Annotated in this window: 13 protein-coding genes; 9 read left to right on the plus strand and 4 right to left on the minus strand. The window is 73.1% G+C overall.

Features of this window, described 5'->3' with window-relative positions; all coding sequences use genetic code 11:
• Positions 1-6 precede the first annotated feature (6 nt).
• Positions 7-1173, plus strand: coding sequence for a thiolase family protein (locus tag AB0E83_RS19620; RefSeq protein WP_362112963.1), 1167 nt, complete (start codon positions 7-9; stop codon positions 1171-1173).
• 124 nt (positions 1174-1297) lie between these two features.
• Here the strand turns inward: AB0E83_RS19620 and AB0E83_RS19625 are convergent, their stop codons facing one another.
• Genes AB0E83_RS19625 through AB0E83_RS19640 form a run of 4 tightly spaced genes read right to left on the minus strand, consistent with a single transcriptional unit; the run spans position 1298 to position 4161 of the window.
• Entirely contained in the window at positions 1298-2104 is an 807-nt protein-coding gene (locus AB0E83_RS19625) for an SDR family oxidoreductase (protein ID WP_362112965.1), read from the minus strand.
• A 19-nt stretch (positions 2105-2123) separates the two neighbouring features.
• Positions 2124-2516, minus strand: a complete 393-nt coding sequence (locus AB0E83_RS19630; RefSeq protein ID WP_362112968.1) for a MaoC/PaaZ C-terminal domain-containing protein — start codon at positions 2514-2516, stop codon at positions 2124-2126.
• A complete protein-coding gene (locus tag AB0E83_RS19635; protein ID WP_362112971.1) occupies positions 2516-2971 on the minus strand; it encodes a MaoC family dehydratase N-terminal domain-containing protein in 456 nt (151 codons plus the stop codon). The genes AB0E83_RS19630 and AB0E83_RS19635 overlap by 1 nt, the downstream gene beginning before the upstream one ends.
• A 2-nt stretch (positions 2972-2973) precedes the next feature.
• On the minus strand, positions 2974-4161 hold the full coding sequence (locus AB0E83_RS19640; RefSeq protein ID WP_362112974.1) for a lipid-transfer protein: 1188 nt from the start codon (positions 4159-4161) through the stop codon (positions 2974-2976).
• A gap of 258 nt (positions 4162-4419) precedes the next feature.
• Here AB0E83_RS19640 and AB0E83_RS19645 point away from each other — a divergent pair, with 258 nt between their 5' ends.
• From AB0E83_RS19645 to AB0E83_RS19680, 8 genes are all read left to right on the plus strand, one after another.
• On the plus strand, positions 4420-5649 hold the full coding sequence (locus tag AB0E83_RS19645) for a cytochrome P450 (protein ID WP_362112977.1): 1230 nt from the start codon (positions 4420-4422) through the stop codon (positions 5647-5649).
• A 20-nt stretch (positions 5650-5669) separates the two neighbouring features.
• The gene (locus tag AB0E83_RS19650; protein ID WP_362112980.1) at positions 5670-5867 is read left to right on the plus strand and encodes a ferredoxin; all 198 of its coding nucleotides are present in this window, start codon (positions 5670-5672) and stop codon (positions 5865-5867) included.
• A complete protein-coding gene (locus AB0E83_RS19655; protein WP_362112983.1) occupies positions 5864-7066 on the plus strand; it encodes an FAD-dependent oxidoreductase in 1203 nt (400 codons plus the stop codon). The genes AB0E83_RS19650 and AB0E83_RS19655 overlap by 4 nt, the downstream gene beginning before the upstream one ends.
• Positions 7067-7114: 48 nt before the next feature.
• Positions 7115-7909 (plus strand): enoyl-CoA hydratase-related protein, encoded by a 795-nt coding sequence (locus tag AB0E83_RS19660; protein WP_362112986.1) that lies wholly within the window; start codon positions 7115-7117, stop codon positions 7907-7909.
• Positions 7910-7981: 72 nt separating this feature from the next.
• On the plus strand, positions 7982-9142 hold the full coding sequence (locus tag AB0E83_RS19665; protein ID WP_362112989.1) for a CaiB/BaiF CoA-transferase family protein: 1161 nt from the start codon (positions 7982-7984) through the stop codon (positions 9140-9142).
• Between the two features lie 51 nt (positions 9143-9193).
• A complete protein-coding gene (locus tag AB0E83_RS19670; protein WP_362112992.1) occupies positions 9194-9979 on the plus strand; it encodes an SDR family oxidoreductase in 786 nt (261 codons plus the stop codon).
• A gap of 95 nt (positions 9980-10074) precedes the next feature.
• Positions 10075-11283, plus strand: coding sequence for a TetR/AcrR family transcriptional regulator (locus AB0E83_RS19675; RefSeq protein WP_362112995.1), 1209 nt, complete (start codon positions 10075-10077; stop codon positions 11281-11283).
• 294 nt (positions 11284-11577) lie between these two features.
• Entirely contained in the window at positions 11578-12903 is a 1326-nt protein-coding gene (locus AB0E83_RS19680) for an MFS transporter (protein WP_362112998.1), read from the plus strand.
• Positions 12904-12990 lie beyond the last annotated feature (87 nt).

The following is a 12990-nucleotide window of genomic DNA, read 5'->3' on the forward strand; positions in this document are numbered from 1 at the left end:
GTAGCCATGCGCGACGCAGTCATCGTCGACGCCGTCCGTACCGCGGTCGGCAAGCGCAACGGATCGCTGTCGAGGCTGCACTCGGCCTCCGTCTCCGCCCACGTCCTCAAGGCCCTCGCCGAGCGCACCGGCCTCGACCCGGCCCTCGTCGACGACGTCATCTGGGGCTGCGCCGCCCCGGTGGGCATGCAGACCGGGTGCATCGGCCGGTCCGCGGTGCTCGCGGCCGGCTGGCCCGAGTCCGTCCCCGGCGTCACCATCGACCGGCAGTGCGGCTCGTCCCAGCAGGCCGTCCACTTCGCCGCCATGGGCGTCGTCTCCGGCCAGTACGACGTCGCCGTCGCCGGCGGCATCGAGATGATGAGCGCCGTCCCGCCGAGCCTCACCGGCCTCGGCGGCGAGTACGGCGAGCCGCACGGCCCCGACGTCTGGGACCGCTACGACGGCGTCCGCTTCCACCAGGGCATGGGCGCGCAGATGATCGCCGACGAGTACGGCATCACCCGTACCGAGATGGACCGGCACGGCCTGGACTCCCACGAGCGGGCCGCCCGGGCGATCGACGAGGGCCGTTTCAAGGGCCAGATCACGCCGCTCACGGTCACCGGCGAGGACGGGGCGGAGTACGTCTTCGACACCGACGAGGGCGTCCGGCGCGGTTCCACCCCGGAGAAGATGGCCGCGCTGAAGCCCGCCTTCGGCGAGGGCGGCTCCATCACGGCCGGCAACGCCTCCCAGATCTCCGACGGCGCCGGAGCGCTGCTGATCACGACGAGCGAGTTCGCCCGGGCGCAGGGATGGGTCCCGATGGCCCGCATCCACACCGCCGTCGTCGCGGGCACCGACCCCGTCACCATGCTGAAGGGGCCCATCCCCGCCACGGCCAAGGCGCTGAAGAAGGCCGGACTGACCCTGGACGACATCGGCGTCTACGAGATCAACGAGGCGTTCGCCTCGGTGACCCTGGCCTGGCTCCGGGAGACCGGCGCCGACTACGCGCGGATGAACCCCAACGGCGGCGCCATGGCGATCGGCCACCCGATCGGCGGCTCCGGCGCCCGCATCATGACCACCCTCGTCCACCACATGCGCGACCAGGGCATCCGCTACGGCCTCCAGTCGATGTGCGAGGGCGGCGGCATGGCCAACGCCACCATCCTCGAACTGCTGTAGCCGACGGTCCCCCCCCGAGCCCGAAGCCCCCGTCCATCGACGGGGGCTTGCGCGTACCGGCCCGAGGGGACGCGAAGGCGCCCCGCCGGCCTCCTCGGAGCGGCCGGCGGGGCGCCTTCGCAGATCAGCGGCTGCCCGCGTCCACGGTCAGCACCTGGCCCGAGACGTAATCGGAGTCCCGCGTGCAGAAGAGGTACACGGCGCCGGCGGCCTCGGCCGGGGTGCCCGGGCGCCCCAACGGGTTCGTCCGCTTGACGGCATCCATCGCGGCCTGGCTGACGCCCACCTTGATCCGGCGTCCCTCGATCTCCACCGTGGTGTCGCCGTCGGTCGCGACGGCCTCGGTCATCCGCGTGATGATGAACCCGAAGGCCACGGCGTTGACGTTGACCTTGTAGCGGCCCCACTCCTTGGCCAGGGTCTTGGTCATGCCGATGACGCCCGCCTTCGCCGAGGCGTAGTTGACCTGGCCGGCGTTGCCGTAGACGCCGGACACCGAGGACACGTTGACCACCTTGCGGTGGTACGGGGTCGGGTTGGCCCTGATGTAGGGCTGCGCGGCGCGCAGGATCCGGAACGGCGCCTTGAGGTGGACGTCGAGGATGGCGTCCCACTGCTCGTCGGTCATCTTCTGGATGACGGTGTCCCAGGTGTAGCCGGCGTTGTTGACGATGATGTCGAGCCCGCCGAAGGCGTCGACGGCGGTGCTCACGAACCGCTCGGCGAAGCCCTCGTCCACGACCGAGCCCACGCAGGCGACGGCCTGGCCGCCGGCGGCGGTGATGTCGGCGACGGTCCCGTCGGCGGGCTCCTTGTCGAGGTCGTTGACGACCACGCGGGCGCCTTCGGAGGCGAGCTTGAGGGCGATCTCGCGGCCGATGCCGCGGCCGGAGCCGGAGACGAGGGCGACCTTGCCGTCCAGGGTTCCCATGCTTCTTTCCTTACGGGTGTCAGTGGGCGGTGACGACCGCGGAGCCCTGGAGGGTCACGGTGCCGTCGGGGAGGGTGACCGCGAGGTCGAGGTGGGCGAGGCCGTCCTCGACCCGGGCGACCGCGCCGGTGCAGGTGGGGCGGCTGTTGACGGGTGTGATCGCGGAGAAGCGCACCTCGTAGGACTTCAGCCGCTCCTGGGGGAACCGGTCGGTGAGGAGCCGGCCCAGGTAGGCCATGGAGAGCATGCCGTGGGCGAAGACGTCGGGGATGCCGACGGCCTTGCAGGCGTCGATGTCGATGTGCACCGGGTTGTGGTCGCCGGAGGCTCCCGCGTACAGGGCGAGCGTGGTGCGGGTGATCTTCGGGCACTCGAGGGTGAGGGTGTCGCCCGGGTTCAGGGTGGTCGGCATTACTGGCCCGCCTTCGGGTCGCGCACGACGATGGTGCTGGTGAGGGTGGCGATCGGGGTCTCGCCGCGGGAGACGTGGGTGGCGCGGACGATGAACTCCAGCGCGCCGCCCTTCTTGCTGTAGACGTCCTCGACCTCGGTCCAGTACGTCAGCGTGTCCCCGGCGTAGGCCGGGCTGTGGTACTCGAACTTCTGTCCGCCGTGCAGGATCGTGCGGATGTCGATGCCCAGATCGGTGATCCAGGCGCTGCGCGCGGGGTTGTCCATCTCCAGGCAGAAGAAGAACGTGGGCGGCACCGGCAGGTCGCGGTGGCCGGCGGCCTTCGCGGCCTCGACGTCCGTGTAGACCGGGTCGTTCTGACCGGTGGCCTGGGCGAAGAAGCGGAGCCGGCCGCGTTCGGCCTGGGTGGTGAACTCCGCGGTGCGGGTGCCGATGAGGGCGGGGTCGACGGGCATGTTCAGGAGACCTTCTCGAAGAGGGTGACGACGCCGGCGGTGCCGAGGCCCAGGTTGTGCTGGAGGCCGAGGGTCACGCCCTCGACCTGACGGGCCCCGGCCTCGCCGCGCAGCTGCCAGGTGAGCTCGGCGGTCTGGGCCAGGCCGGTGGCGCCGAGCGGGTGGCCCTTGGAGAGCAGGCCGCCCGAGGGGTTGGTGACGACGCGGCCGCCGTAGGTGTTGTCGCCGTCGAGGACGAACTTCTCGGCGCCGCCCTCCTCGCACAGCCCGAGGCCCTCGTAGGAGAGGACCTCGTTGACGGTGAAGCAGTCGTGCAGTTCGACGACCCCGATGTCGCGGGGGTCGACGCCGGCCTTCTCGTAGACCTCGGCCGCCGCGGCCCGGGTGACGTCCGTGCCCACGAGCGACATGGCGCTACCCCGGTCGAAGACGTCGTCCGCGTCGGACCGCAGCGTCTGGGCGGCGATCGCCACCCGGGGCGCGATGCCGTGGGCGCGGGCGAAGTCCTCCGAGCAGACGATCGCCGCCGCCGCGCCGCAGGTCGGCGGGCAGCACTGCAGCCTGGTCAGGACGCCGGCCACCGTCGGCGAGCCGAGGACGTCGTCCACGCCGATGGGGTCGCGGAAGACCGCGTACGGGTTGTTCGCGGCGTGCGCGCGGGCCTTGACGGAGACCAGGGCGAGGGTCTCCGCCTTCATCCCGTACGCCGCCATGTACTCGGCTCCGGCGGCGGCGAAGTACTGGGGCGTCATCGGCAGCCCGGGGTGCACGGCGTAGACGTCCTTGAGCGCCGTGGCGAAGTCGGTGAGCGGGGTCGGCCGGTCGGTCCACTTGGCCCCGAGGGCCCCGGGAGGCATCTGCTCGAAGCCGACCGCCAGCGCGCAGTCGGTGGCGCCGCTCTCGACCGCCTGGCGCGCCAGCCACAGCGCGGACGAGCCGGAGGCGCAGTTGTTGTTGACGTTGATCACCGGAACGCGCGTCTTGCCGAACCCGTACACGACGCGCTGCCCACAGGTCGAATCGCCGTACACATAGCCCGCGTAGACCTGCTGGACCCGATCGTAGGGGAGGTCGGCGTCGGCCAGGGCCGATCTGACCGCCTCCGCCCCCATGACGTCGTATGTCTGAGCGGCGCTGGGTTTCGCGAAGGGGACCATGCCCACCCCTGCCACCAGCACTCTGCGGCTCATGAAGCCTCCTCTGTCGTGGCTAATCGCCATTCACTTTCGGCCTCGACCGGGAGCCGCGTCAAGGTCTGGGGGGTGATGAGGTGGCGAGCGTGCCCTGAAAGGTCTATGTGATCGATGATTAGGGCTGCCAAGAAGGTCTGTGGCAGGCAAAACCTCCGCACAGCCTTGACAGGATCGGCAAGAAGTTAACTATGGTTTGAATCGAAGAAGCGATCGGATGGGGCGGCGGCGCCTCACCCGTGCATCCAGGGAGAACCCATGGCCGACAGCACCGCAGCGCCCTCGTTCCCGATGGAACGGGCCGCCAGATGCCCCTTCGACCCGCCGCCGGCCCTGCGCGAGCGGCAGCGCACGGAGCCGATCGGCCGGGTGCGCATCTGGGACGGCAGCGAGCCCTGGCTGGTCACCCGGCACGAGGACATCCGTGCCGTGCTCAGCCACCCGGCGATCAGCTCCGACACCGACAACCCGGGCTACCCGCACCAGTCGGCCGCCATCCAGGCCCGCCGCAAGCGCGCCAAGAGCTTCTTCACCAGCGACGGCTCCGTGGAGCACGACGAGCCGCGCCGCGTCCTCGCCCGCGACTTCACCGCCAAGCGCACCCAGGCCCTCAAGGGCCACATCCAGGAGGTCGTCGACCGGCTCATCGACGACATGCTGGCCGGTCCGAAGCCCGTCGACCTGGTGGAGGCGTTCGCCCTGCCGGTTCCCTCGCTGATGATCTGCGAACTGCTCGGCGTGCCCTACGCCGAACAGGAGAGCTTCCACGGCCTCACCAAGGCCTTCGTCGACCGGGCGTCCACCCCCGAGGACACCCTGGCCGCCGCCGACACGATGCTCGCCCTGCTCGGCGACCTCATCGAGAAGAAGGTCACCGAACCCGCGGACGACCTCCTCAGCCGGCTCGCCCAGGAGCAGCTGAAGCCCGGCGTCCGGACCCGGGACGAACTGGCGAAGATGGCGCTGCTCCTGCTCACCGCCGGACACGAGACCTCGGCCAACATGATCGCCCTGGGCACGGCGGCCCTGCTCACCCACCCCGAGCAGCTCGCGAAGGTCCGCGACGGGGACGCCGCGCTGGTCGCCGGCGCCGTCGAGGAACTGCTCCGCTACCTCACCGTCGTCCACAGCGGTCTGCGCCGCGTGGCCGGCGAGGACATGGAGATCGGCGGGCAGCTCATCCGCAAGGGCGAGGGGATCATCCTCTCCGCCGACGCGGGCAACCGCGACCCGGACGCCTTCGAGACCGCGTCCACGCTGCCCGCCGACGAACTGGACGTCACCCGGCCCGCCCGCCACCACCTGGCGTTCAGCTTCGGCGTCCACCAGTGCCTGGGACAGCAGCTCGCCCGCGTCGAGCTCCAGGTCGTCTTCGGCACGCTCTTCCGCCGCATCCCCACCCTGGCCCTCGCCCAGCCCCTGGACGAGGTGCCCTTCAAGCACGACATGTCGATCTACGGAGCCCACTCGCTCCTGGTGACCTGGTAAGACCGAGAGGACTCCCACCCATGAAGATCCACATCGACGAGGCCAAGTGCGTCGGCGGCGGGCAGTGCGTGGTCGCCGCACCCGACGTCTTCGACCAGCGCGACGAGGACGGCGTGGCCTTCCTGCTGATCGAGGACCCCGGGCCGGAGCAGCACGCCGCGGTCCGCGAGGCCGCCCTGCTCTGTCCCGCCCTGGCCATCGAGGTGGACGAGCGATGACCTCGCCGACGCCCTCCCGGATCGTGGTCGTCGGCGCCTCGGCGGCCGGCCTGACCGCGGCCGAGACCCTGCGCCGCGAGGGCTTCACCGGCCGCCTCACGCTCGTCGGCGAGGAGCGGCACGCGCCGTACGACCGGCCCCCGCTCTCCAAGCAGGTCCTCAAGGGCGACTGGGAACCCGACCGCCTCGCCCTCCGCCCCCCGCGGGCGACCGAGGCCCTGGACGCCGCGTGGCTGCTCGGCCGCAGGGCCGTCGCCCTGGACGTGGGGGGCCGCGGCGTGGAGCTGTCGGACGGCACGCGGCTCCCGTACGACGGACTGGTCATCGCCACCGGCGTACGCCCGCGCCGCCTGCCGTTCGCGCACGAGCTCTCCGGCGTGCACGTGCTGCGGGACCTGGAGGACGCCCTGGCGCTCCGCGACGCCCTGTCGTCCACTCCGTCCGTGGTCGTCGTGGGCGCGGGCTTCCTCGGGGCCGAGGCCGCCGCGGTGGCCCGGGAGCTCGGCTGCGCCGTCACCCTCGTCGACCCGCTCGACGCCCCGATGGTCCGCCAGCTGGGCCCCGTCGTCGCCGCCCGGGTCGCGGCGCTGCACCGGGAGCACGGCGTCGACCTGCGCTGCGGGACCGGCGTGGCGGGCTTCACCGACGACCGCGGCAGGGTCGCCGGGGTGCGCCTGTCCGACGGGACCGAGGTCCGCGCCGAGGTCGTCCTCGTCGCGATCGGCTCCGCGCCCGCCGTCGACTGGCTCGCCGGCAGCGGACTCCCGCTCGGCGACGGCGTCCTCTGCGACGAGTTCTGCCAGGCCGCGCCCGGCGTCGTCGCCGCCGGCGACGTCGCCTCCTGGCTCCACCCGGTCCACGGCCGGATCCGCGTGGAGCACCGGATGAACGCCACGGAACAGGGCATGGCCGCCGCGCGGACCCTGCTCGGGCAGCGGGTGCCGTTCGCACCCGTGCCGTACTTCTGGACCGACCAGTACGACGTCAAGATCCAGGCGTACGGCCGCCCCTCCCAGGACGCCGACTTCGCCGTGACCACCGGCGACCCCGCCGAGGGTCCCTTCGCCGGCGTCTACGGCGAGGACGGCCGGACCACGGCCGCGGTCACCTGGAACATGCCGCGCGAGGCCCGCGCCCTGCGCGCCCGGGTCGTCGAGCGCGCCCCGTGGCCGCTCCCCGCCGCGGCGACGCGGGGCTGAACGCCCGCCGCCCGTCCGCCCCACGCCCTCCGAGCAGAAGGACACCCCATGACGGACACCGTCGTCTTCACCGTGGCCGATGGCGTCGCCACCATCGCGATGAACCGCCCCGAGCGCCGCAACTCCTTCACGGTCGAGATGGCCGACGGCCTGCTCGACTCCCTGGAGCGGGCCGAGAACGACCCGGCGGTGCGCGCCGTCGTCCTCACCAGCACCGGCGCCCACTGGGGCGTCGGCCGGGACAACGCCGACACCGCCCCGCCGCCGTACCCGCCGGGCGACCACCTCAAGGGCCGCACCTCCCTGCTGCGCTACACCCGCCTGGTCCACTTCCTGTACGACATGAACACGCCGACCATCGCGGAGCTCCGCGGCGGCATCGCCGGAGCGCACATGTCCTTCGCGATGGGCTGCGACTTCCGGTACGCCGACACCACCGCCGTGCTCAGCACCGCCTTCGTCAAGGTCGCCTTCGCCGGCGACCTCGGGTCCTGCTGGCACCTCACCCGGCTGGTGGGCCCCGCGAAGGCCAAGGAACTGATGCTGCTCTCGCCCAAGCTGAGGGGCCGTGAGATCGCCGACTGGGGGCTGGTCAACGCGGTGCTGCCGCCGGACGAGCTCTCGGCGGCGGTCCGCGACACGGCGGAGCGGCTCGCCGCCCTCTCCCCGAACGCCGTCGCGCTCACCCGGCGCAACCTCCAGGCCGCGCAGACCCTCTCGCTCGGCGACTACCTCCCCCTGGAGGCGGAGACCTACGCGCAGTGCGCCGCGTCCCCCGACGCCGAGGAGGCGCGCCGGGCGTTCGTCGAGAAGCGCGCCCCCCGCTTCGGCGCGACCGCCTGACCACCGGCCCCCCGCCCGACGCCGTCCCGGCCGGGCGCGGGGCCGGACCCCACCGGAACGAGGAACCCCACCATGAACCCCCCGACCCCGGCCCTCGACACCGACGGCCCGCTGACCGGCGTACGCGTCCTGGAACTGGGCGGCATCGGCCCCGGCCCGTACGCGGCCATGCTCCTCGGCGACCTCGGCGCGGACGTCATCCGCGTCGACCGCCCGCAGGACGACGGGCAGGACAACCCCGCCCCCGTCCTGCACCGCGGGCGCCGCTCCCTCACCCTCGACCTCAAGCACCCGGACAGCACCGCGATCGTGCTCGACCTCGCCGCCGAGTCGGACGTGGTCGTCGAGGGGTTCCGGCCCGGCGTCGCCGAACGGCTCGGCGTCGGCCCGGACACCCTGCTGGCCCGCAACCCGGCCCTCGTCTACGGCCGGATGACCGGCTGGGGCCAGGACGGCCCGCTGGCGAAGGAGCCGGGCCACGACATCAACTTCATCGCCCTCACCGGCGCCCTGCACGCCATCGGCCCGGCGGACACCCCGACCGTCCCGCTCAACCTCGTCGGCGACATGGGCGGCGGCCTGCTCCTCGCCTTCGGCGCGGTCAGCGCCCTGCTCAACGCCCGCGCCACCGGCCGCGGCCAGGTCGTCGACGCCGCCATGACCGACGCCTCGGCCTCGCTCCTCGCCATGGTGCACGGCTTCCTCGTCCAGGGCCGCTGGCAGGACGCCCGCGCCTCCAACAACATCGACGGAAGCCGCCCCTGGTACGGCGTCTACCGCTGCGCCGACGACCGCCACGTCGCCCTGGGCGTCGGCGACCGGCGGTCGTACGCCGCCCTCCTGGAGGGGCTCGGGCTCGCGGACGACCCCCTCTTCGCCGACCGGCACGACCGCACGGCCTGGCCGGCGATGCGCGCCGCCCTCGCCGCGGCCTTCGCGGGGCGTGAACGCGACGAGTGGGCCTCTGTCTTCGAGGGGCGGGGCGCCTGCGTCACCCCCGTCCTCTCCCTCGGCGAGGCCCCGCACCACCCGCACAACGCGGCCCGCGGCACCTTCCGCACGGGCGCGCACGGAGGGATCGAGCCCGCCCCCGTCCCCCGCTTCTCCGCCACCCCCGCCGCCGCACCGGAGCCCGCCCCGGTCGTCGGCGCCCACACCGACGAGGTCCTCGCCCAGATCGGCCTCGGTCCCGAGGCGATCACCGCCCTGCGCGCCGGGGGCGTCGTCGGCTGACGGGCCCGGCGCACCCGCCGTACCCCCCATCCACCCATGTCGGGAGACCCCATGCAGGAGACCCAGCACCCCCGCAGGACGGCCCTGGTGACCGGCGCCGCGCGCGGCATCGGCAGGGCGATCGCCCTGGAACTCGCCCGCGACGGGCACGACGTGGCCGTCGTCGACCTCGACTTCGACGGCTTCCGCGCCTTCGAGGACGACCAGACGGAGACCGTCGTCGCCGAACTGGAGGCCGCGGGCGCGCGGGTCGTCGCCGCCCGGGCGTCCACCACCGACGCCGCCGCGATGGCGGACGTCGTCGCCCGCGTCACCGAGGAGTGGGGCGCGCTCAACGCCCTGGTCTGCAACGCCGGCGGCGGCTCCGGCCCCCTGGACGGCAACCGCGGTTCCGCCGTCGACCTGGACCAGCTCGACGAGGTCATGCGGCGCAACCTCTACGGCACCGTCACCACGGTGCAGGCCGCCCTGCCCGCTCTGATCGGCGCCGACCGGCCGTCCATCGTGACGATGGGCTCGGTGACCGGCGTCAAGCCCAACGAGACGGGCACCTACGCCCACTACGGCATCAGCAAGGCCGCCGTCATGCACTACACCCGCTACCTCGCCGCCGACCTCGCGCCCCGCGGCGTCCGCGCCAACTGCGTCGCGCCCGGCCCCGTCGCCACCGGCCGCCTGCGGATGCGGGCCCGGGAGATCGGGGAGCGCGACGCCCGCCGCGCCGAGGCCCTCATGGCGAGCGTCGGCAGCGAGACCGACGTGGCCCGCGCCGTCCGCTACCTCGCCTCGCCCGAGTCGCAGTCCATGTCCGGGCACGTCCTCCACCTGTACCGCTGAGCGGCCGCGTCCGGCCCGGCCGCCGGAAGACGGGCCGGGCCGATACGATGCGAGCTTCGACGTGAGGGAAGAGAAGAGTGGAGAAGGCGACCGCGATGACCGAAGCCCGGCCCAGGACCACGCGCCCCCGGGACCGGAAGCAGCAGATCATCGCTGCCGCCTCCGAGCAGTTCCGCGCGTCCGGGTTCCACAACGTCGGGATCTCCGACATCGCCGAGGCGGTCGGCATCTCGGGACCGGCCCTCTACCGGCACTTCCGGGGCAAGCAGGAGCTCCTCTACGCCACCCTGGTCGACGCGATCGACAAGAACACCGCCGCCTTCCAGGGCGACCACGGCGACCTGTCCGGCATGCTCGACGCCGTCGCCGCGCCCATGCTGGAGCGGCGGCACGCCGGCGTGCTGTGGGAGCGCGAGCTCACGCACCTGCCGCGGGAACAGCGCCGCGAGCTGCGCGCCCGGTACGTCGCCACCATAGAGCCGCTGCGGGCCGCGATCGCCGCCTCCCGGCCGGACCTCCCGCCCGTCGGCGTGGAACTGCTGCTCAGGGCGGTCATCGCCGTCTTCGCGACGATGAGCCAGCACGTCGGGAAGGTCGAGCCCGCGCGGGTCAGGCGGCTGATGACGGACGTCGCCGCGGCCGTCTGCGGCTTCGACGGGCTGGCGGCACTCGTCGCGGACACGGGGGCGGAGGGCACGCGGCCGGTGGCACGCGGCCGGCTCCTGCCGGTGTCGCGGCGGGAGGCGGTCCTCACCGTCGCCACCCGGCTCTTCGCCGAGCGCGGCTACGAGGCCGTCGGCATGGAGGACATCGCCACCGCCGCCGCCGGCATGGCGGGTCCGAGCCTCTACCACCACTTCGCCGGCAAGTCGGCGATCCTCGTCGCGGCGCTCACGCGCTGCCTGGAGGCGATGCTCTTCGACCTGTCGGCGGCGCTGGAGTACGCGGAGGAGCCGGGGGAGGCGCTGGACGCGGCGCTGGGCTCCTTCGTGCGGATCAGCCTCCAGCACGGCGACGCCATGCGGGCGCTCCTCCACGAGATCGTCAACGTCCCCGCCGAAGAGCGCCAGAACGTCCGCAGGATGCAGCACGACTACGTGGCGGAGTGGACGGCCCTGGTCACCGGGCACCGGCCGGAGCTCTCCGCGCCGGAGGCGGAGCTGCTGGTGCACGCCGCGCACAGCCTCGTGAACACGCTGAGCCGCGACGGCGAGATCTGGACGAGGGCGGCCCGGCGCGACGAGATCGTCGCCCTGGGACGCGTCGTGCTGGGTCTGCCCTCCGGCGGGTCGCCCGCCGTCTGACACGCCTGCCCGACGAGAGGGCCGCCTTCCTCGACGGAGGCGGCCCTCTCGCGCATGCCCGCCTCCGGAGTGTGAAGTGATCGGCGATTCGCCCGATACCAGTGAAATGGCGTGGTGAGCGGATCTAAGTGAATCGTGGATAGACGTAAGCCTTGTGTCGGGGAAATTCAGGTGGTTCACTCCTGCCCAGCGGCGGACCTGTGACGCGCATCTCAGCGAGGGTCCCGAGCCGCGCTTCCCGCCTGGGCGCACCGGCCCACGGCACCCACCCCGCTCCCGTGAGGAAGGCCGCCCATGGCTGTCGACCGCATGACCTCCCCGCCGCCCGTCGGCACCCCCCGCCCCCCGTCCGCGCGCCGGGCCTGGCTCGTCGTGGCGGCGCTCTTCGTGTTCATGCTCCTGAACTACGCCGACAAGGCCGTCGTCGGCCTCGTGGGCGTCGACCTGCTCCGCGACCTCGACATCGACGAGAGCGAGTTCGGCCTGGTGCAGAGCGCCTTCTTCTGGCCCTACGCGGCCGGCGCCGTCATCGGCAGCCTGCTCGTCGGCCGGGTCCGGGCCCGCTGGCTGCTCAGCGGCGTCGCCGCCCTGTGGGTCCTGAGCCTCCTCCCCATGGTGTGGAGCTCCAGCTTCACCGTCCTGCTGGTCTCCCGGGTCCTCCTCGGCTTCGCCGAGGGGCCGGCCGTGGCGATGGCCTTCAGCGTCGCCCACAGCTGGTTCCCCGCCGAACGGCGCGCGCTGCCGTCCTCGTTCATCGCCTCCGGCGCCTCGGCGGGCCCGCTGGTCGCGGCCCCGGTCATCACCGCGGTGGTCTCCCGCTCCGACTGGCACGCCGCCTTCGCGGTGACGGCGCTCGCCGGCCTCGTCTGGGTGGCGTGCTGGCTGCTGATCGGGCGTGACGGCCCCGAGGAGGTCGGCCACGAGGGGACACCGGCCGCGCGGCTGCCCGAGCACGTCCCGTACCGCCGCCTGCTGACCTCGCCCACGATCGTGGGGCTCACCGTGCTCTTCCTCGTCGCCTACGCCAGCGCCGCCGTGAAGATCACCTGGCTCCCGCTGGCCCTGCGGCAGGGCCTCGGCTACGACGCCGGGGACGCCGGCTGGGTGATCTCGCTGACGTACCTCGCCACCGCCGTGCTGATGGTCGTCTCCGGCTTCGTCTCGCGGACGCTCACCCGGCGGGGTGCGAGCCTGCGCGTCGCCCGCGGTCTGCTCTCCTGCGGACTGGTGGCGGTCGGCGGCCTGTTCGTCATGGCGTGGCCACAGCTCGGCCGCGGGCCGGCGCAGATCGCCGCGCTCGCCGTCGGGACGTCGCTGGTCGTCGCGGCACAGGGCGCGTCCTTCGCGATGGTCTCGGACGTCGTGCCGGCCCGGCAGCGCGGCACCGTGCTCGGCGTGATGACCGGCTGCTACAGCCTGGGCGGCGTGCTGGCCCCGCTGGCCCTGGGGCGCCTGGTCGACGGCGCGGAGAGTCCCCTCGCCGGCTACCGGACCGGGTTCGCCGTCCTCGGCGTCGTCCTGCTCCTCGGCGCGGCCGTCGCCGCCTGGCTCATCCGGCCCGAGCGGGACGTCGCGGCGTTCGCCGCGGCCGCCCCGAAGAAGTCCTCCATTGACGGCTAGGTTAATCACCATTAGCCTCGATGGAGAGATAGAGACCCTCAAAGTCGAGCCTGATCCCGCAGTAAGTTTACGATGAATCGGTCGTCG

Origin of the sequence: Streptomyces sp. NPDC035033, assembly GCF_040636735.1 — a bacterium.
GTDB lineage: Bacteria > Actinomycetota > Actinomycetes > Streptomycetales > Streptomycetaceae > Streptomyces.

Bases quoted from the DNA above. Each gene is read 5' to 3' on its own strand.
- AB0E83_RS19620 (WP_362112963.1), top strand. From the start codon at position 7: ATGCGCGACGCAGTCATCGTCGACGCCGTCCGTACCGCGGTCGGCAAG.
- AB0E83_RS19625 (WP_362112965.1), bottom strand. From the start codon at position 2,104: ATGGGAACCCTGGACGGCAAGGTCGCCCTCGTCTCCGGCTCCGGCCGC.
- AB0E83_RS19630 (WP_362112968.1), bottom strand. From the start codon at position 2,516: ATGCCGACCACCCTGAACCCGGGCGACACCCTCACCCTCGAGTGCCCG.
- AB0E83_RS19635 (WP_362112971.1), bottom strand. From the start codon at position 2,971: ATGCCCGTCGACCCCGCCCTCATCGGCACCCGCACCGCGGAGTTCACC.
- AB0E83_RS19640 (WP_362112974.1), bottom strand. From the start codon at position 4,161: ATGAGCCGCAGAGTGCTGGTGGCAGGGGTGGGCATGGTCCCCTTCGCG.
- AB0E83_RS19645 (WP_362112977.1), top strand. From the start codon at position 4,420: ATGGCCGACAGCACCGCAGCGCCCTCGTTCCCGATGGAACGGGCCGCC.
- AB0E83_RS19650 (WP_362112980.1), top strand. From the start codon at position 5,670: ATGAAGATCCACATCGACGAGGCCAAGTGCGTCGGCGGCGGGCAGTGC.
- AB0E83_RS19655 (WP_362112983.1), top strand. From the start codon at position 5,864: ATGACCTCGCCGACGCCCTCCCGGATCGTGGTCGTCGGCGCCTCGGCG.
- AB0E83_RS19660 (WP_362112986.1), top strand. From the start codon at position 7,115: ATGACGGACACCGTCGTCTTCACCGTGGCCGATGGCGTCGCCACCATC.
- AB0E83_RS19665 (WP_362112989.1), top strand. From the start codon at position 7,982: ATGAACCCCCCGACCCCGGCCCTCGACACCGACGGCCCGCTGACCGGC.
- AB0E83_RS19670 (WP_362112992.1), top strand. From the start codon at position 9,194: ATGCAGGAGACCCAGCACCCCCGCAGGACGGCCCTGGTGACCGGCGCC.
- AB0E83_RS19675 (WP_362112995.1), top strand. From the start codon at position 10,075: ATGACCGAAGCCCGGCCCAGGACCACGCGCCCCCGGGACCGGAAGCAG.
- AB0E83_RS19680 (WP_362112998.1), top strand. From the start codon at position 11,578: ATGGCTGTCGACCGCATGACCTCCCCGCCGCCCGTCGGCACCCCCCGC.